The organism is Nostoc sp. 'Peltigera membranacea cyanobiont' 213 (assembly GCF_002245975.1).
Classification (GTDB): domain Bacteria; phylum Cyanobacteriota; class Cyanobacteriia; order Cyanobacteriales; family Nostocaceae; genus Nostoc.
The window spans coordinates 1-17,504 of the sequence record NZ_NOLI01000160.1; the positions used below are offsets into that span (position 1 = coordinate 1).

The window sequence follows — 17,504 nt, forward strand, 5'->3', positions numbered from 1 at the left end:
CTCCCCCTGCTCCCTCATCTCCCTCATCTCCCCCACTCCCCACTCACCGAGTTATGGCAAAAATTTTCTCAGTTCATCCGGATAATCCTCAAATGCGACGAATAGAGGAAATAAAGTCGGCGCTTTCTAGTGGCGCAGTCATGCTTTACCCTACTGATACAGTTTATGCGATCGGTTGTGATTTGAATGCTAAGTCGGCGGTAGAACGAGTGCGGCAAATTAAACAGCTAGCAAATGATAAACCACTGACATTTTTATGTCCCTCGCTTTCAAATGTGGCAACTTATGCCTTCGTAAGTGACACAGCCTATCGGATTATGAAACGCCTGATTCCAGGGCCATACACGTTTTTGCTCCCAGCAACTAAATTAGTACCGCGATTGGTGCAAAGCCCCAAGCGGAAAAGTACTGGAATTAGAGTCCCAAACCATACTGTGTGTTTGGAGTTGCTGGCAGCTTTGGGTAATCCAATTATTTCAACTTCAGCACATCTGCCAGCAGATGAAGCAGAGAATGGGATGATTCGGATAGATCCAGAAACTGTTCAGTCACGGGTAGAGCTATTTGACCGTTTGGATAAGTTGGTAGACATAATTGTAGACACTGGCGAAGAACCTACTTATGAAGTATCTACGATTTTGGATATGACGGGAGACGAAGCAGCAATTATACGGAGGGGTTTAGGTTGGGAAGCAGCAGCAGCATGGGTATAAGAATGAAACTTCACAGGCACACCTCTCCGTTTCGGAAATTGCGATCGAAGTGACTCCAGTTTTTAAATTGTCATATTTAAACGCGATGTCTACGACGGGCACAGATGCAATAACAGGATGGTGTAACAGTCGATACAGCAAGAGATTTGACAACTTTGAGAAAATGTGGGTACTTGTGTCCCCACGTCAATGTGGCGGCTTGTGAAAAAACCGACACATTGCCATAACTGTAACTCTGTCGTATTTCCTACAGTTTTATATATGAGCTTTAGATGTGAGCATTATATGCGGCAAATCTTAATGGATGAATGCCCAAAGATTCTCCAGCCAAGGCTAGCCTTGATCGCTGTCTCTGCGTTGTAATTACGGTGCAATACTACTCCCTGGAAAAGTCATGAAAGCTAACGTCGTTAATCTACCAAACTCTACACCTATTTTTAATAACCACCTTTCGACCGAAGAATTTTCAGACAGCAGCAGCGAAACCTTAATTGAATTGCTGTGTCAGGAAATGCAAGCACAAGTGAAAGCAGCACCCAGGTGCGTAGAAGCTTTAGCAAACCGCATAGCCGTAGAAGTAGAACGCATTTGTGACAAAAGCTCGCGTATCCAAACATCTGGGCAAATCAAATCCTGGCAGATTACGTTGGGAAGGCATCGGATGCAAAAGTGCTTACGTTACTACCAACTAGGTTCCAAACAAGGACGGGTGGAATTACATAGCAATTTGGGTGCTATGGTTTACCGTCATGTAACTATATCAGGCTCTGAGTTGGGTTTTGATGCTCGTTACAGCCTAATTGAAGATTTTTTACAAGCATTTTATATCGAAGCTATCAAAGCTTTCCGCAGAGAAAACGAACTACCTAACGATCACACACCGCGGACTCAGCTACAATTAGCTGAATACATGGCCTTTACAGAACAGTACGCCAAACGCCGTATCAATTTACCTGGTGGTGCAAATCAGCAATTGATTATCTTACGCGCCCAAGGTTTTGCTCGTCGTCAGCCCCAAGAGACTACTGTGGATATTGAAATGGCGGTAGAGTCAGCTAAGGGTGAAGAAGCAGAATCTTACCAGCGTAACTCGGCGGTGCAACAGCTGCGATCGCAGATGATTGCCCAAACTAATTTTGACCCATCTGAAGAATCAGAACGCGATCGCGTCATCACTGAGTTGATGAAATATCTGGAGTCTCAAGGTCAATCTGATTGTATGAACTACCTCAGCTTGAAACTTCAAGACCTCTCAGCCCCAGAAATTGACCAAATTCTCGGTTTAACCAGCCGTCAGCGCGATTATCTCCAACAACGGTTTAAATATCACGTAGAAAAGTTTGCTAAACAACACCATTGGCAATTAGTACATCAATGGTTAGGCGCAGGTTTAGAGCAAAAATTGGGTTTATCTTCCCAGCAGTGGGATATTTTTGTCAATCAACTCACAGAACAACAACAGCAAATATTACAGTTAAAAACTGCAAGACAAACTGACCAAGCGATCGCTAAAACCATCAAATGCACCCCCAAACAGTTACAAAAGCGCTGGACTCAACTGTTAGAACTAGCATGGTCTATCCGCAACGGTCATACTGAGGCACAGACCGGTTGAAGTTGAGGTGAAATAACTAAAATTTATCCAAGCTAAATTCCCAGTTATTTAGAGAGGTTAGAAAAAAGTTTAAGGGACAAAAAGAAAAGGGAAATTCCATTCCTTTTATACTCCCTGAATTAGTAACTAGTTTCTTACCCCAATTATTAATACATTTGTATTTGTTTAGTACAAGAGTACCAAACTCTCAGATTTTTTACCCATTAATCCAACCTTGTTTAGTCAAAATAAAAAATTCATATTAAGCAACTGACCCTTTTTTACTACTTCTGTGAAATCCTATAATAAACAGGACTTTTGGCAGAGGGATTGAGGATGGCTCTGACTCAAGGCGGACGGGCAAATAAGTCTGGGAATATTTTAGAAGGAAATGTAGAAGCAATCTTAAATGGGCATAATTATTTTCAAGTCGGTAACTATGTCCCAAAAGAATTTATACTGAATGCTGCTTTATTACCAAAACGTTATGGAAAAGAAGTTTATATTGGGACTGGAATTTATCATACCGATTTGAAGGTTGATTTTTATGTTGTTGGCTCATCGGCTATGCCATCTGGTTTAATTTTTGAGTGTAAATGGCAAGAAAGCCCAGGTTCTGTTGATGAAAAATTTCCTTACTTGAACATGAACATCCAGAACTATTACCCTGCACCAACTATCGTCATTTTAGGCGGGGAAGGTATGCGAGAAGGCGCAAGCAAATGGCTAAAAGCAAGAGTTAATGATAACCATAATTTATTAGCAGTTTACAGCTTAGACAGATTTATTGCTTGGGCAAATAAAAATCTTTAAAAGGATGTAATTAATAGTTCGTCAATCATCCCTCTATTTTTTATATTGGAGTTAATCGAGCGGGCTGCTTTTATTTTATAAGTTTCAAAGTTGATATCTTTATAAATATTTCTAATAAATTCACTATCAGAATTACACACCATAACCTTGACACCACGATTTGCTAACTCTGCACAAGTATCTCTTAAGAGTTCTTGGTCTTTTTTACTAAAACAATTTTGACTATAAGCAGTGAAATAGCTAGTGTCACTGATAGGATAATAGGGTGGGTCAAAAAATACAAAGTCATCACTGCTAGTTGCATGATTTAGGACTTCTGTAAAATCTGCTTGTTTAATTTCTGCATGAGAAAGCGCTTCTGATGCTGCTTTTAGTAAAACCTCAGAACAAATATTAGGATTTTCATATCTGCCTAAAGGCACATTGAACTTTCCCTGTGAGTTGACTCGATAAAGACCATTAAAACAAGTTTTATTAAGATAAATTAGACGAGCCGCTTTTTCTATATCTGTACCATCAGAGTGGTTTCTGACACTATAATAATAATCTTTATTATGCCGATACTTATGCTCTTTCAATAGAAAAATTAATTCATCAGCATGACATGTAACACAACAATAAGTATTAATTAATTCGGCATTTATATCAGTCAAAGTTGCTATGTTTGGTTGGAGATAGAAAAAAACAGCACCACCGCCTAAAAATGGCTCATAGTAATTTTTATAACTCTTGGGAAAATAAGGAATATATTGTTGTATTAATCTACTTTTACCCCCTGCCCACTTCAAAAATGGACGCGGGCTAGTTTCCTTGGGAATTTGAATTACCATTTACTTGCGATTTAACTGAAAATAATCGTGACTAAATAAAGCCAATATAACCGACAAGCTATATTTTATATTAGCTGGCTAATTTTCCGGCTGCATAGATTACAATTAAGTGGATAAAGCATATCAAAACAAACGTAAGTATATAACAAGGCAGTTTAGATTCAAATGTTTGACGGATTTTGGGATAACGTCTTTCGCTACCCCCGGTACTTAATTACTATCGTCTTAGGGCTGTTTTTGAACACTTTTGAGCCATTAGTGCCACTATTGAAGCGCCCTGTTACCTTGATCGCCATCTTGGGTTTATTTGTGAGCAGCCTAGTCTTCCTTACTTTCACCCTACGGGCAATGCTCGGTTTAAGTGCAATCTAGACTAGCGCTATATCGGTGCTATAGCTCACAGACGGTTGTTCTTGGCGTTGATCGCGCTAAATACTGTCTAGCCAACTTACATCTATTTTTTTGTCGTACAACCTCTGTCAGGAGGCGAAATTTTTATGGCTACAAATCGCCGGGTTTCCCGCGTTGCTGAATTGATCAAACGGGAAGTGAGCCAAATGCTGCTCAACGGCATTAAGGATGACCGTGTGGGTACAGGAATGGTAAGTGTTACTGATGTTGATGTTTCTGGCGATCTCCAACACGCCAAAATCTACGTCAGTATCTATGGTACAGATGAAGCTAAGGTAGAAACAATGGCAGGCTTAAAGTCAGCCACGGGTTATGTCCGCAGCGAACTTGGGGCGCGGGTAAGGCTACGTCGCACACCAGAAGTCATTTTTCTCGAAGATCGCTCCATAGAACGCGGTAACAAGGTACTGGCACTACTAAGCCAACTCAATCACGATCGTCCACCAGAAAATCTGCTTCCAGGAGAAGACAGCACCGATCAAAACGATCGGGAATTCTCCGAATAAGTAACTAAAACAACAATGTAACTTCAGAACAATTAATCTCAGCAAATCCGCCAAACAGTTTACAGACGTGACTAGATCGCGTCTGTTTTAATGTAACCATAACCTACTTCAGCGATCGGTAGTTGCATCTACATGCTTTTTGTTTGCCTTGGTCAATGTTAAGGAACAAGGGTTTAAAGACCTCCACCGAATTCTTGTACCTTGCCAGAAGCTAACGCAACAGTGGCTTCAAGTCAGTGGTAACAGAGCTTTAGCTTTGTCGTTCGCATAGCGTCCCGCAGGGAAGCGTAGGAGTCAAATCTCAACTGGTTTCCTCCTTTTGCCTTTTAAAGATGTTTTTCAAAAGAAAACTGTATTTTTCAGTGCGAAAAATAACTAAGTGTACATAACCTTACTTAAGAAATTGTTAACAGATGTCAGAATAAAAGCTTTCGTAGTGTACTTTAGCCGTTATGTTTTGCAACAGTTTATACCCTAGTATCTGACAAAGGTTCTTGTGTTGTTTACCTAAGTTGAAGGAGGCAGGAGGCAGGAGGCAGAAGGTTTTTTCACTTATAGGATTCAGCGCAAAGTGCGGTCTTGGGGTCTCCCCAAGAGGAGCAACTTTGTAAGAGAGACCCCTCCTGAAAAAGAGCCACCAAATATTGCCTAAATACAGTAATGGCAAGACTTTTAGACTTGTTGCATAAAAATCATACAGTCGCCATAGCAGGTTAAGTTAACTACTCGGAATTTTTTTTGTAAAGCGGATTTTTGCCAAATGTCAGGATTCGTTGACTTTCTTAACATTTCTTGAGATAATTTCAGGATATGTAGCGTCAAAATAAAAATAGTTCCGTATAGCAAACTACAAAATCCTAGCCACAAGTCTAATTTCTGTAATGTTTGTTCCTAATTATTAACGGGAACACTATCGTAAGTGTTAATTTGTGAGTAAAAAACATGAGTGTGAATACGGTGCCTTCTATCAATTACTACTCTCTCGATCTGATTCAAGACGAAGCACGCCGACTCGTGCAAAAGGGAATGGTTAGCCGACAACAGCCAATATATAGCCTTTGCCAATATATTCCAGCCAGAGAGTGGGTTTGCGTTGAATGTGAATTAGAGAAATGTGACTTTTTGTTACGCGATCGCATTGGCGACCTAATTGGTCGGGAACAGTGGGACAACGACTAAATCAATGTTTGATTTCGGGTTTGGGATTGGGAGTTTATTTTCGATGTGTGGATGTCACAGTCAACGATCCTACGCCCAATCTAGGGGATAATCTCTGGTTTTTGATCGGCATTGCCCCATATAGAATCTTGCGTCTTTCATTAACACAAAAGTATTGGAGTCTGAATTTAGACAAATTCTCAAGTTAAAGAAGGCATCAGAAGCATTTTTTCTGTACATCTTTTGGTGCAAAGCTTGAGTCTGGTGTGTAAATTCGGTGAAGCTCCTACATCGATCTGTCTGATAGAAGTGTAGGAACTTCACTTTTGACTCGCAATTCATCGCATCGCCTGCTTTTCAAAGCCAAAACTCGTTTTGAGAAGTTTGCGAAGTCGGGCTAACCGACACCAGTTGCGACAATCAAGGGAATTTTCGCAAAATCCCAAATTTGTATAAGATTATTTGTTAAAAAATCTCGAAAAGCATAGAAAAATTATTAAACTATTATCCAACTTGCTCTAAATATTGATTAATGTCTTCAATAATACGAGTAAGTTCAGCTTCAGTAGTCAAGCGAATGTTGATGTTGCGGACAGTCAGCAAAACTTTGGCTGCAAAAGGCGTTGGCCAAATATTAGGATTACAGAAAATCTCTAAAAATACTTCACCTGTATAACAATATTCCATTGGAGGCTGGGGAGTGACTCTACCGCCGCCAGGAGTGGGTTTTGCGGCGACAGCTTTCAGTCGATCCATGAGTTGATCTGTCGCTGTCTTTAATTCTTGTGCTGCTTGGGGTGAAAAACTGAAGGAGACAGAACCTTCAATTAGGTTCAATGTTAGAGGAATTGAAGACATAAGTTTTTTATTAAAGCTTATTGATAAGTACTAATCTTACCGGAAGAAGAGACGAAGCCGCCGAGATCGACGGCGGTGAAGCCAACTTTTTTCAGGATGTGCCCCCAGCCTTGGCGCTGGTGTCGTCGCCAGACAGATTGACACGATCGGACTTTTCTTGGTTCTGCTCTATCAGGCTGCAAAGCCGCCATCAATCTTCAGGCTTGCACCGGTGATGAAACCGGCTTCTGCACTAGCAAGATAGGAAACCATATCGGCAACTTCTTCGCTTCGTCCATAGCGTTGCAAAGCAATCATACTTTTCATCCTCTCGGCAAAAGGGCCTTCTGCCGGATTCATGTCGGTGTCTACCGGGCCGGGTTGGATATTGTTCACAGTGATGCCACGAGGGCCGAGATCGCGAGCAAGACCGCGTGTGAAACTGGCGATCGCCCCTTTGGTCAAAGCGTAAACGGAGCCACCAGCAAAAGGCATGATATCACTGTTGACACTGCCAATCATAACGATCCGTCCGCCTTTATCCATGTGGCGGACAGCCTCCTGAGTTGCCACAAAGACACCCTTAACATTAACTGCGATCGACCGATCGAAATCATCCATCGAGAATTGGTCAATTGGGGCCAAAGTGGCGACCCCCGCATTGTTCACGAGGATGTCAAGACGACCAAAGACTTTGACTGTCTCGGCAACAGCGTTTTTCACCGCTTCAACATCGGCACTATCGGCGCGTATTGCCAAGGCTTTGCCACCTGCTGCTTCAATGGCAAGCACCACCTCGTCGGCTTTTTGTGGCGAACTAGTGTAGGTGAGGGCGACAGTTGCACCATCATCTGCGAGACGTTTAGCGATCGCTGCTCCTAGACCGCGCGAGCCACCTGTTACCAATGCCACCTTACCTGTAAGTTTTTTAGTATTCATAGTATTCGTGGTTGAAACTTGTCGTCTGAGAAAAATTGACCTTTGGAATTATATTGCTCAAGTTCTTACTCAAACTCATAAGAGTATCAAATGTTCACCCATTCTCTGGCTTGTGAATTTACTTTTAGAGGTGAAAACTTACCTATAGATTTACTAATTATTCCAAAACCTATAAGTGTTTTTTGATTTCGCTGCTCAAATCTTGACAATTTGAGCAGCGAAGCGTAAAATCAATCATTTTTATAAATTTTTATAAAGTAGTAAATAAAACTTCCTAAGCTCGTAATTTATCCTGAGTCAGTACAGAGTGCTAATGATTGTCATAATATCTTTGAATACAATTCGGTTTGGACTGGCTGGATGTATGAATAACAAAATTAATTAAAATATTTATGGAATTAATGATAAAAATATGCTGCTATCTGTAAAGGCATTACTAATAGCTATAAAGCTTGTAGCTGTTATTAGTTATAAATAATCTCAACAAAACAGTATAAAACATAGATCCTATAGAGAGACTTAATTCTTACTGCGTAAGACTTTGATACATTTAATTTGTGTTTATTGATGTTTTAAGTTTTACATTAGAAGTCATAGAACTTGATGTGATAAATTATCTATGATTTACGATAACCGCGCCGAAGTGCGAAAGGTTTTAATTATTACCTTACTTCTCAACCTGTTCGTATTGGGATTGAAAGCAGTTGTGGGCTACTGGACAGGTTCTTTGAGTTTGCTAGCTGATGCCTTGCATAGTGTGACAGATAGCGCCAACAACGTTTTAGGATTAATTGCAAGTAAATTTTCTTCTCCACAACCCGATCGCGAGCATCCCTACGGACACGGTAAGTTTGAAGCTGTGGGAGCTTTAGGAATTGCCTCATTTTTAGGAATAGCCTGTTTTGAAATTTTGCAAGGAGCAATCGAGCGAATTCTCAAAGGTGGTGGTGAACCTGTGAGAATATCGCCACCTGAGTTGTGGTTATTACTAATTGTGCTGGGCGTGAATATTTTTGTGGCGTTTTACGAACGTGCTGTAGGTAGACGGGTAGGTAGCTCTATTCTGATCGCTGATGCAACCCATACGATGAGCGACATTTGGGTGACAATCTCTGTAATTGCTGGCTTGATCGGAGTTTGGCTAGGTTATCAATGGATGGATTTAGTCTTAGCTTTTCCTGTCGCCTTGTTGGTATTTTGGAGTGGCTGGTCAGTTTTAAAAGAGAATTTGCCTTGGCTTGTGGATCAAATGGCGATCGCACCAGAAGCAATCCATGCGATCGCTACCTCTGTTCCAGGTGTAATTAACTGTCATGATATTGCTTCTCGCGGTGTTCTTGGTCGTCAAGTGTTCATTGAAATGCATTTAATAGTAGATGCACCAGACGTAGAAACGGCTCACCACATCACTGAAGAAGTGGAAAGCAGATTAGAAGAAAAGTTCCGTCCAGTGAGGATTTTAATTCACGTTGAGCCACCAGCATATAAGTCTGAGCAAATTAGTTTTGAAACTGGAGCAAACTAGTCTCAGCAATTCCAAATCACACCCTGTTGATTTAATGACCCACAAATCACTGCATCTTTGCGCTAATTTTTATAAGAAGCAACCAGATCAGCGACGATCGCAACCAATTCTCCTGGATCGACTGGTTTAGGCACATGAGTTTGAAAGCCAGCTTCTAGCGCACGGCTACGATACTCACTATCGCCATAAGCAGTTAAGGCGATCGCAGGGAGTTTTTCCCAAATATCAGGTTTCAGCGCCCGAATCTTGCGGATGAAGGTGTAGCCATCTTCACCAGGCATAGCAATATCACAAATCAATATATCTGGCTGCAACTCAGGTAGTACTTTCAATGCTACCGCCGCCGATGGAACTGCCGTAACGGTGGCTCCATCAGCTTCTAACACGGTAGTAATATAAAAACGGCTATCGTCATCATCATCAACAACGAGGATGTTTAAGCCAGCAAGGGGGAGAAGAGGTTGCATAACATCTCCATTAATGTTTATCAAATGAAAGTTATTTCTAACGAGCTGCTGGTTTTTGTCTTTTACCACACCCTTGGTAATTTTACTGCGATCGCGCCTATTTTCCTAGACAATAATTCAATTTGTCCAGCCACCATCTAATTGATGGTTACTTATTTACTGGTATTTATAATGATTGGCTAGATAAATTTATGTTTGTGTTTAAATTTAGTTATATTTAAAAACTTCATTTTAACAACTAGTTAGGGTTACAAAATCACTTTGATAATTGCTGCCTACTTTATTAATAAAAACTTGCGATTTGGATAGAGATTTTTTATTTAGCAAGTCTCATATTTTGCGATGAAGCTAAATAAATCTAAACTGCATAAATTAAATCAAGCTCTTGTAAAATGGGCAACACGAGCGCCCTAACTAGAGGAATCCGCTTTGATTACTGAACAAGATTAAGTACACATCTATAGGACTCATATTTGATTTTTGAAATACACGTAGGGTGTGTTATGCCGTAGGCTTAACGCACCACCCTTTATGTTTTGGTGCGTTACGGAAGCCGTAACACACCCTACACATACTTAGATTTTTTCAGAAATCAAATACTAGTCCTATATATCCTTCTTTTCTGTTAAGAGTTCCCTACCTACGCAGATAATTTCAGTAATCAAATATGATTCCTATATATATAAGTTAAATGTATAATAGCTTACCAAATCGATATCCAAAAAAATAGACAATGCCAAAACTCCAAATGAGTCAGGTCGGCATTGCCATTTTTAAATATATGAATCTGAATTATCGGCAAGAGTGAGAGCTTTTAGCTAAGTCAACCACAAAACTCGATTATTCCCATTCAATGGTTCCAGGCGGCTTAGAGGTGATGTCATAAACCACCCGATTCACCCCTTTTACCTCATTCACAATTCGAGTGGAAATCACTTCCAGGACATCGTAAGGGACTCTCGCCCAATCAGCAGTCATGCCATCTTCACTAGTAACAATTCGCAAGACAATGGGGTAAGCGTAAGTACGTTGATCGCCCATAACTCCAACACTACGAATTGGTAACAATACAGCAAATGCTTGCCAGAAATCATGATACATGCCGCGTTGGTTAATTTCTTGCCGCACAATCAAATCAGCATCGCGCAAAATATTTAACCGCTCAGATGTAACTTCCCCCAGAATACGAATTGCCAAACCTGGACCAGGAAAAGGTTGTCGTTGGACAATTTCTTCTGGTAAACCAATGGAACGCCCAACTTTGCGGACTTCATCTTTAAATAGTTTCCGCAGTGGTTCTACCAATTTAAATCTTAAGTCTTTGGGCAAACCGCCAACATTGTGATGACTCTTAATTTTCACCGCTACCCGCTCACCAGTTTGGGGATCAACATTGGTGTCAGCAGATTCGATGACATCTGGATAAAGAGTCCCTTGAGCCAGATAGTCAAAGTGACCGAGGCGCTTGGATGTTTCCTCAAATACATTGATAAACTCGTGTCCGATGCGGCGGCGTTTTTCTTCAGGATCTGTAACACCATCAACTTTAGCTAAAAAGCGATCGCGGGCATTCACATACTCTACAGGAATGTGAAATTGCTCTTGGAACAGCTTTACCAATCGCTCCGGCTCATACTTTCGCATAAAGCCTTGATCGATAAATACGCAAGTTAGTTGCTCGCCAATGGCTTTATAAAGCAAGAAAGCCAGGGTAGAAGAATCCACTCCCCCAGACAGCGCCAACAGCACCCGCTTCTCCCCAACTCTGGTGCGAATTTCCCGAATCGCCTCTTCGACAAAAGCCGCAGTTGTCCAAGTAGGTTCGCAATCGCAGATATGGTAGACAAAATTACGGATTAATGCTATCCCCCCAAGAGAATGCACTACCTCTGGATGGAATTGAACCCCGTAAAGTTTCTTTTCGTGATCGGCGATCGCAGCACAGGGTGTATTTTCTGTATGTGCCAGTAATTCAAAACCTGATGGCATTTGGGTAACTGAGTCTCCGTGACTCATCCACATAGTAGTGCCATCTTCGACGTTAGTAAGTAAATCTGTGGGATCGTCAATATATAATGATGCTTTGCCGTACTCACCTCGGTCAGCCTTTGCGACTTCTCCACCGAGTTGGTTTACCATTAACTGCATCCCATAGCAAACACCCAAAATGGGTATTCCCAAATTCCAGATTTCTGGGTCACAATGGGGAGCGTTATCACCATAAACCGAACTCGGCCCACCAGAGAGGATGACTCCCTTGGGATTGAGTTGGCGCAATTGTTCAGAAGTAGTGCGATAGGATAAAACTTCAGAGTATACTTGAGTTTCGCGGATGCGACGGGCAATCAATTCAGAATATTGAGAGCCGAAGTCCAGAATTACAATCAATTGGCGATCGAGCCGCCCAACATTTTCTAATGTTTGGGGCGCTTGTTCTGTTGGTAGAGTCACCACTGTATTCATGACGGGAGTGTTATGTCTGTTAAGGGTAGATGCTTTGCGGTCTATAGTGATGCTATTATTCAGCCTGGTTAGGCTGATAATGGTAGAGAAGCCCTAGACAAACGCGAGGTTATGTGCGTTTGTCTAGTCCCGAAGTCGGAGACGGTATTAGAACGATAAACTTACCCTAGAGTGGTTACTTAAAAGATTATTTATTTGAATTGTTTACGATTATTCATAATAAATTAACATAATTTTCCCACCAACAGACCAGCAGTTTTACTCTTCACGATAATTTTGCGATCGCGATCGAACATAACCGAGCCACAGACTGTACCTGCTGTGCCACTTTCGCTATGGCTTTGGATATATTCTTGAGAACGAATATCGATGGTTTCGGCGATCGCACTGTAAACTTGATTTACCCAATCACTACCAGTTGCAGCATCTAGCGATTTTAGGTATGTTAATGCTGCTTCGGCGGTAGCACTGTTAAACACAACTTGGATATCTGGTGATTTTAAACCTGCGATCGCACAGTGCGCTGCCAAAATTTCTCGCCGTCCATCAGCTAAGTAGTGATGAGTGTGAAAAATTCCCCCCGCCAGCTTCATCAACTTCCCGTGATAGCCAAATAGTAAAATTTCTTTCACACCTAGCACATCAGCTTCTACCAACATTGGGCCAAGCCAGTTAGCAGTTTTGACCAATTGTTCGGGATTAATCCCTAGTTTACGCGCCAAATCTAGGCCATTCTCGCCGATACAAAATACTAAAGTCTCAAAACGACTGGCTTTATTTTGTAATTCCGCCCGAAAAACTGCAAGCTGATCTGGCGTACTTAAAGGTTGAGAAATACCTGTTGTGCCTAAAAGCGAAAGTCCTTCAACCACACCAAAAGCAGAATTTGAAGTCCGAACAGCTAGCGATCGCCCTTCGGGTAGAATAATTGTCACCGTAATTTTTTCTCCCAGTGCTAGCATCCGTTGCAAGTTTTCTTTTAAAAGCCTTTGAGCATAAGCGTAAATAGCCGGCTTGTCATCAGCATTCATCTGTTTGCCAATTCCTTCCCCGCCTTTAATAATTACCGTCTCCTCATCTTCCCCTCCCCACTCCACCAATGCCCAAATCGGTGTATCTTTAGTCAAATCGAGATTATCACCAGGATCGCTGCGGGTAATTGCTAAAGCTATATTCTCAGATAATCCTGCTACCTGTTCAATGGGGATTTCGGCGATTTGAGCGGGTTCAATCAAATCTACAGAGGCAAAAGTTAGGGGTTTGCGATCGTGTAACCAATGTAAAGCTGCAACAGCAGCAGCGCACGCAAATACTGGGAGTGTGTATCCAGAACGGGACATTTTTTAATTTAAAAGTCAAAATAATTCTTCAAAAGCGATCGCGCAGCGTCACGAAGCTTCGCTACCTGTCAATGTACATGCACCATGAATCGGGCATACGCTGCTCCAGCAATCTGAGATGAGCGCCAAACCCGACGAATGGATTATCGGACACCACATCGTAAAGCCCTTTGCCCCAGTCTGGAATATCTCTTTCCTCGTAACGAGCGATAAGAATCTGCATGTCGAAAACTAAAATACCAGTGATACCAAGCCGACGATAAAGAGCATAAACGACTGCTGCAATAGCAGGCAACTGAATCGGACGAGCGCTTGCCGCTCCCACCGCAGTTCTGAAATTAATTTCGTATCTGAAGTTTTCAAAATCAAGTTCGCCCTCGTTCTCGAAACCCTCAACTTCACCAAAGGAGAACTCCATGCTCAAGAATATGTCAAACAAATCGTTCGTGTCACCCAAATACGGAGACAAAGAGCAACCCAGGCACTCGTTAATATCTTTAGCTGTTTGAGCTAAATCTTGCGGATAGTTGAAGAAGTAGCCTATCTTGTAGCTCATATTTTTTATTCTACCGGTTCCAGCCAAGCCGCGCGCGACGGCAGAACTATTGACACCAGAAAATTATTAGTAAAATGACAAAATTGAGTAACTCTTTCGGCAAAATTACGAATTACGTTAGCATAGCGGTAGCGAGTCCGCGAGCGTCATTACGAATTACGAATTAATTAGACTCCCACTTCTGATAATAGAGCTTCCATAGCTTCCCAAGAAATTCCTTGCTGAATATAACGGGGTGCTTCAGCATTATAAGGACTGGCTACTCGGTCAATATTGAGGATCTTTGCCCCATCTGGTAGAACTGGTACATCTGCATCAAATGCCGTTGGGCGCATCAAAGAACTGGAAAAGCCTTTGAAAATAGCAATTGTATCTTGCTCATCGGCAATTTCCACCGTTACAATTAGGACTTCTTGGGGGCGTTTAGCGGTGTATTGTTCCAGTCGCTTACCAATAGAATTCATTTTTTTAAAAGTATGGGTATGGTTGCGTAGCGACAGTTATTGTGGTGAGGCTGAACGTCCCTGTTTGCCCAGTTTAATCAGAACAAAATAGCTTAAGTAAACCACATAAATTACTAAACTAGTTATGCCAAGAAAACCTAAAAACTCCGCTTTGCTATTAGCATGAAAATATTCTTTGAATAACAACGGAACCTCGAACCAGACGCGACAATAGGCAGTCTTAATCATATTGCCAGAAAAAGCACAACCCAAAAATGGGATAAAGGCTAGTGTACCCAAAGAACAATAAACAGTTGTAGCCCAGCGCCAAGAGGTAAAAATAAATTTCAAAGCGCCACTGGTTTGATACTCAATTTCATCGTTGATATCCACCCAGAACCACAGCGAAACTACGATCAAAATTTGAGCCATCAATCCAGAGATAAAGCTAACTGGATATTGGGCAATCATTAAGTAAATCGTGATTGCCACCAGGCTTGATACTCTCCAATATATACTCAATAAGCGTTGTATACCTTCTACTTTTTGCACAAATGCCCAAATCAGAAGAATTAGCGGAATAATTACCAGGAATAATACTGCCAGTCGGTAATCAATCCAGACGAAAGGGCGAAACCAAATATCATAGTCCATAGTTTTTCTCAAACGATAAATAAAACATTTCTAACTAAGAGCAAGTATCCATAACTGACAAAACTGTAAGCTATTAGCTAGCTAGTAGTCTATCTATATTACAAACAGTTTAATCAAAGCACAAAATCTCGCCTCAAGACTGCGCTCTAATCTCTTGGTGGAAGCAAGTGGCTACTCAATTTATACCATTTCACACAATTTATGCTATAAACACGTTTGTAGGGGCATACAGATGTACGCCCCTACAGCCAATTCATGTGTTGCAAAGATTTTTGGAAAAGCTATTACATGGTAAATTGTTTAATTTATTTTCCTAAATCTCTGGTGACAAACGAATAGAAAATTCACTTATTTAAATTTCTAGTCGTCATAAACTCGGCATTCAATTGCATCTGGGTTGTCATCACAATACTGTTCTAGAGAATTTTTTGGCTTGCTTTGGCGCTTGTGCGAAGCTTCAGCTTGCAATTCTTCTACTGCATCCCAAGCAGCTGCACACTCTGGTGAACTGCTACCGCTAATGTCACAGACAGTACGCGCTTGTTCTACTTCTTCTTGGATTTGCTCTTGGATGCCGCTCTTTGCTGTTTCTTGGATGTTAGTCATTGCTTTAGTCTCGTTGTGTGTTGTTAATACTAGTATAGAAAAAGTTCAGGAATGGCAGATTTTAGCTTGATTACTAACTATTCTAACCATTCAGTTCATAAGTTAGTACTTTAGCCTATTGATTTATAACCAATACAGTAAACTGCCGCATCTATAATGCATTCATCTTTATTTTTTAAGATTTTGTGGAATTAGTACCATAGATAAACAATCATACAATATATTTAGATGCATCTATTAGGGAATGACAACCCCAGCTTCTTGGGATGGAGGAGACAAAAGGCTGGCACTAATTCTTGTAGGATGCAATTTTTCCGAAAATAAAAGACCAAAACCTACTAGCCCAAAAAGAGAAAGAAGCTCAAAACTCATGGCAGACCAAATGCAGTGGGCAAACGCCCTATCAACCCGTCATTCTTTAGAAGCCGCCGTTACAGATGTGGTGGAACGAGCTGTCTCATCGTTAACAGCACCTGCGGATCTAGGACTGGTATTCATTTCGTCTGCTTTTGCGAGTGAGTATTCCCGATTGTTACCCTTGTTAGCTGAGAAACTTTCTGTACCAGTGCTAATTGGCTGTAGCGGTGGCGGGGTGATTGGGACGACAGTTGCCGGAGAAACCCAAGAGTTGGAAGCCGAACCAGCTATTAGCTTGACTTTAGCACATCTTCCAGGGGTGAAGATTCAAGTTTTTCATGTTGTTGCTGAAGAATTACCTGATTTAGATAGTTCTCCAGATGCTTGGGTTGATTTGATTGGGGTGCCAGCATCACCGACACCTCAGTTCATATTGCTGTCTAGTTCTTTCGCCTCTGGAATCAACGATTTGTTGCAGGGGTTAGATTTTGCATATCCAGGATCGGTGATTGTGGGAGGACAGGCGAGTGGTGGAGGTATGGGTGGGCGTGTTGCCTTATTTTGTAATGAGACTGATGGCGAGGAATCCCAAAGCCTGCATCGTGAGGGAACTATCGGTATAGCTTTGACTGGCAATATTGTTTTGGAAACGATTGTCGCTCAAGGATGCCGACCAATTGGCAAACCATTGCAAGTTACAAAGGCCGATCGCAATATCATCTTAGAGTTAGATGAGCAAGTGCCTCTAGTGGTATTGCGAGATTTGATTGCTAGTTTGAGCGAACACGAACGAACTTTAGCACAGCACTCTCTGTTTGTTGGTGTGGCGATGGATGAGTTTAAGCTGGCTTTGCAACAGGGAGACTTTTTAATTCGTGGTATTCTTGGGGTCGATCCAGCAGCTGGGGCGATCGCAATTGGCGATCGGGTTCGTCCTGGTCAAAGGCTGCAATTCCACCTGCGCGATGCCGAAGCCTCTGCTGAAGACCTAGAATTACTCCTCCAAAGTTATCAAACTCAACGAGAATCTGAACCCTCTGCTGTTGCTGCTTTAATGTTTGCCTGTCTGGGGCGTGGCGAAGGGCTATATGGTAAACCGAATTTCGATTCTGAACTATTTCGCCGTTACCTCAGCGATATTCCTGTAGGCGGCTTTTTCTGTGGCGGTGAAATCGGCCCTGTTGGTGGCAGAACCTTCTTACACGCCTACACTTCCGCATTTGGGATTTGTCGCCAAAATCAGTTATGAGTTATGGCAAGGGACTGGGGATTGGGGACTGGGGATTGGGGAC

18 protein-coding genes are annotated in these 17,504 nt (G+C 41.7%); 8 read left to right on the forward strand and 10 right to left on the reverse strand.

Features of this window, described 5'->3' with window-relative positions; all coding sequences use genetic code 11:
- The first annotated feature begins 53 nt into the window (after positions 1–53).
- The 3 genes from CDG77_RS29090 (at position 54) to CDG77_RS29100 (ending at position 3,120) form a co-directional block, all read left to right on the forward strand.
- Positions 54–713 carry an L-threonylcarbamoyladenylate synthase gene (locus CDG77_RS29090; protein WP_094332746.1) on the forward strand — a complete coding sequence of 220 codons (660 nt, stop codon included), beginning with the start codon at positions 54–56 and terminating at the stop codon, positions 711–713.
- Positions 714–1,107: 394 nt separating this feature from the next.
- Complete coding sequence (locus CDG77_RS29095) at positions 1,108–2,328, forward strand: HetZ-related protein (RefSeq protein WP_094332731.1); 1,221 nt, start codon at positions 1,108–1,110, stop codon at positions 2,326–2,328.
- Between the two features lie 315 nt (positions 2,329–2,643).
- Positions 2,644–3,120, forward strand: a complete 477-nt coding sequence (locus CDG77_RS29100) for a PD-(D/E)XK nuclease superfamily protein (RefSeq protein WP_094332732.1) — start codon at positions 2,644–2,646, stop codon at positions 3,118–3,120.
- On the opposite strand, the gene CDG77_RS29105 is transcribed toward CDG77_RS29100, so the two are convergent.
- On the reverse strand, positions 3,117–3,950 hold the full coding sequence (locus CDG77_RS29105) for a DNA adenine methylase (protein ID WP_094332733.1): 834 nt from the start codon (positions 3,948–3,950) through the stop codon (positions 3,117–3,119). The genes CDG77_RS29100 and CDG77_RS29105 overlap by 4 nt on opposite strands.
- Positions 3,951–4,115: 165 nt before the next feature.
- On the opposite strand from CDG77_RS29105, the gene CDG77_RS29110 reads away from it, so the two are divergent.
- From CDG77_RS29110 to CDG77_RS29120, 3 genes are all read left to right on the forward strand, one after another.
- On the forward strand, positions 4,116–4,322 hold the full coding sequence (locus CDG77_RS29110; protein WP_094332734.1) for a DUF751 family protein: 207 nt from the start codon (positions 4,116–4,118) through the stop codon (positions 4,320–4,322).
- A gap of 125 nt (positions 4,323–4,447) precedes the next feature.
- Positions 4,448–4,867: a 30S ribosome-binding factor RbfA gene (gene rbfA / locus CDG77_RS29115; protein ID WP_094332735.1), complete on the forward strand. Its 420-nt coding sequence runs from the start codon at positions 4,448–4,450 to the stop codon at positions 4,865–4,867.
- A 942-nt stretch (positions 4,868–5,809) separates the two neighbouring features.
- The gene (locus CDG77_RS29120; protein WP_094332736.1) at positions 5,810–6,046 is read left to right on the forward strand and encodes a DUF4327 family protein; all 237 of its coding nucleotides are present in this window, start codon (positions 5,810–5,812) and stop codon (positions 6,044–6,046) included.
- A 483-nt stretch (positions 6,047–6,529) separates the two neighbouring features.
- Here the strand turns inward: CDG77_RS29120 and CDG77_RS29125 are convergent, their stop codons facing one another.
- A complete protein-coding gene (locus CDG77_RS29125) occupies positions 6,530–6,883 on the reverse strand; it encodes a hypothetical protein (RefSeq protein WP_094332737.1) in 354 nt (117 codons plus the stop codon).
- 171 nt (positions 6,884–7,054) lie between these two features.
- Positions 7,055–7,801 carry a 3-oxoacyl-ACP reductase family protein gene (locus CDG77_RS29130; protein ID WP_094332738.1) on the reverse strand — a complete coding sequence of 249 codons (747 nt, stop codon included), beginning with the start codon at positions 7,799–7,801 and terminating at the stop codon, positions 7,055–7,057.
- A 619-nt stretch (positions 7,802–8,420) separates the two neighbouring features.
- Between CDG77_RS29130 and CDG77_RS29135 the strand changes: the two genes are divergently transcribed.
- On the forward strand, positions 8,421–9,326 hold the full coding sequence (locus tag CDG77_RS29135) for a cation diffusion facilitator family transporter (RefSeq protein ID WP_094332739.1): 906 nt from the start codon (positions 8,421–8,423) through the stop codon (positions 9,324–9,326).
- Positions 9,327–9,388: 62 nt separating this feature from the next.
- On the opposite strand, the gene CDG77_RS29140 is transcribed toward CDG77_RS29135, so the two are convergent.
- From CDG77_RS29140 to CDG77_RS29170, 7 genes are all read right to left on the reverse strand, one after another.
- Positions 9,389–9,793 (reverse strand): response regulator, encoded by a 405-nt coding sequence (locus CDG77_RS29140; RefSeq protein WP_094332747.1) that lies wholly within the window; start codon positions 9,791–9,793, stop codon positions 9,389–9,391.
- Between the two features lie 840 nt (positions 9,794–10,633).
- Positions 10,634–12,256: a glutamine-hydrolyzing GMP synthase gene (gene guaA / locus CDG77_RS29145; RefSeq protein ID WP_094332740.1), complete on the reverse strand. Its 1,623-nt coding sequence runs from the start codon at positions 12,254–12,256 to the stop codon at positions 10,634–10,636.
- Between the two features lie 224 nt (positions 12,257–12,480).
- Positions 12,481–13,596 (reverse strand): cobalt-precorrin-5B (C(1))-methyltransferase CbiD, encoded by a 1,116-nt coding sequence (gene cbiD, locus CDG77_RS29150; RefSeq protein ID WP_094332741.1) that lies wholly within the window; start codon positions 13,594–13,596, stop codon positions 12,481–12,483.
- 61 nt (positions 13,597–13,657) lie between these two features.
- Positions 13,658–14,152, reverse strand: coding sequence for a hypothetical protein (locus tag CDG77_RS29155; RefSeq protein ID WP_094332742.1), 495 nt, complete (start codon positions 14,150–14,152; stop codon positions 13,658–13,660).
- 167 nt (positions 14,153–14,319) lie between these two features.
- Positions 14,320–14,616 carry a DUF7734 family protein gene (locus CDG77_RS29160; RefSeq protein WP_094332743.1) on the reverse strand — a complete coding sequence of 99 codons (297 nt, stop codon included), beginning with the start codon at positions 14,614–14,616 and terminating at the stop codon, positions 14,320–14,322.
- 36 nt (positions 14,617–14,652) lie between these two features.
- Complete coding sequence (locus CDG77_RS29165) at positions 14,653–15,249, reverse strand: DUF3177 family protein (protein WP_094332744.1); 597 nt, start codon at positions 15,247–15,249, stop codon at positions 14,653–14,655.
- A 360-nt stretch (positions 15,250–15,609) separates the two neighbouring features.
- Positions 15,610–15,855, reverse strand: coding sequence for a Calvin cycle protein CP12 (locus CDG77_RS29170; RefSeq protein ID WP_094332745.1), 246 nt, complete (start codon positions 15,853–15,855; stop codon positions 15,610–15,612).
- Positions 15,856–16,225: 370 nt separating this feature from the next.
- Between CDG77_RS29170 and CDG77_RS29175 the strand changes: the two genes are divergently transcribed.
- Positions 16,226–17,461 (forward strand): FIST signal transduction protein, encoded by a 1,236-nt coding sequence (locus CDG77_RS29175; protein ID WP_094332748.1) that lies wholly within the window; start codon positions 16,226–16,228, stop codon positions 17,459–17,461.
- Positions 17,462–17,504: the final 43 nt, after the last annotated feature.

What these genes read in the sequence shown, in the direction of transcription:
- CDG77_RS29090 (WP_094332746.1), top strand. Translation starts at nt 54, where the DNA reads ATGGCAAAAATTTTCTCAGTTCATCCGGATAATCCTCAAATGCGACGA.
- CDG77_RS29095 (WP_094332731.1), top strand. Translation starts at nt 1,108, where the DNA reads ATGAAAGCTAACGTCGTTAATCTACCAAACTCTACACCTATTTTTAAT.
- CDG77_RS29100 (WP_094332732.1), top strand. Translation starts at nt 2,644, where the DNA reads ATGGCTCTGACTCAAGGCGGACGGGCAAATAAGTCTGGGAATATTTTA.
- CDG77_RS29105 (WP_094332733.1), bottom strand. Translation starts at nt 3,950, where the DNA reads ATGGTAATTCAAATTCCCAAGGAAACTAGCCCGCGTCCATTTTTGAAG.
- CDG77_RS29110 (WP_094332734.1), top strand. Translation starts at nt 4,116, where the DNA reads ATGTTTGACGGATTTTGGGATAACGTCTTTCGCTACCCCCGGTACTTA.
- rbfA (WP_094332735.1), top strand. Translation starts at nt 4,448, where the DNA reads ATGGCTACAAATCGCCGGGTTTCCCGCGTTGCTGAATTGATCAAACGG.
- CDG77_RS29120 (WP_094332736.1), top strand. Translation starts at nt 5,810, where the DNA reads ATGAGTGTGAATACGGTGCCTTCTATCAATTACTACTCTCTCGATCTG.
- CDG77_RS29125 (WP_094332737.1), bottom strand. Translation starts at nt 6,883, where the DNA reads ATGTCTTCAATTCCTCTAACATTGAACCTAATTGAAGGTTCTGTCTCC.
- CDG77_RS29130 (WP_094332738.1), bottom strand. Translation starts at nt 7,801, where the DNA reads ATGAATACTAAAAAACTTACAGGTAAGGTGGCATTGGTAACAGGTGGC.
- CDG77_RS29135 (WP_094332739.1), top strand. Translation starts at nt 8,421, where the DNA reads ATGATTTACGATAACCGCGCCGAAGTGCGAAAGGTTTTAATTATTACC.
- CDG77_RS29140 (WP_094332747.1), bottom strand. Translation starts at nt 9,793, where the DNA reads ATGCAACCTCTTCTCCCCCTTGCTGGCTTAAACATCCTCGTTGTTGAT.
- guaA (WP_094332740.1), bottom strand. Translation starts at nt 12,256, where the DNA reads ATGAATACAGTGGTGACTCTACCAACAGAACAAGCGCCCCAAACATTA.
- cbiD (WP_094332741.1), bottom strand. Translation starts at nt 13,596, where the DNA reads ATGTCCCGTTCTGGATACACACTCCCAGTATTTGCGTGCGCTGCTGCT.
- CDG77_RS29155 (WP_094332742.1), bottom strand. Translation starts at nt 14,152, where the DNA reads ATGAGCTACAAGATAGGCTACTTCTTCAACTATCCGCAAGATTTAGCT.
- CDG77_RS29160 (WP_094332743.1), bottom strand. Translation starts at nt 14,616, where the DNA reads ATGAATTCTATTGGTAAGCGACTGGAACAATACACCGCTAAACGCCCC.
- CDG77_RS29165 (WP_094332744.1), bottom strand. Translation starts at nt 15,249, where the DNA reads ATGGACTATGATATTTGGTTTCGCCCTTTCGTCTGGATTGATTACCGA.
- CDG77_RS29170 (WP_094332745.1), bottom strand. Translation starts at nt 15,855, where the DNA reads ATGACTAACATCCAAGAAACAGCAAAGAGCGGCATCCAAGAGCAAATC.
- CDG77_RS29175 (WP_094332748.1), top strand. Translation starts at nt 16,226, where the DNA reads ATGGCAGACCAAATGCAGTGGGCAAACGCCCTATCAACCCGTCATTCT.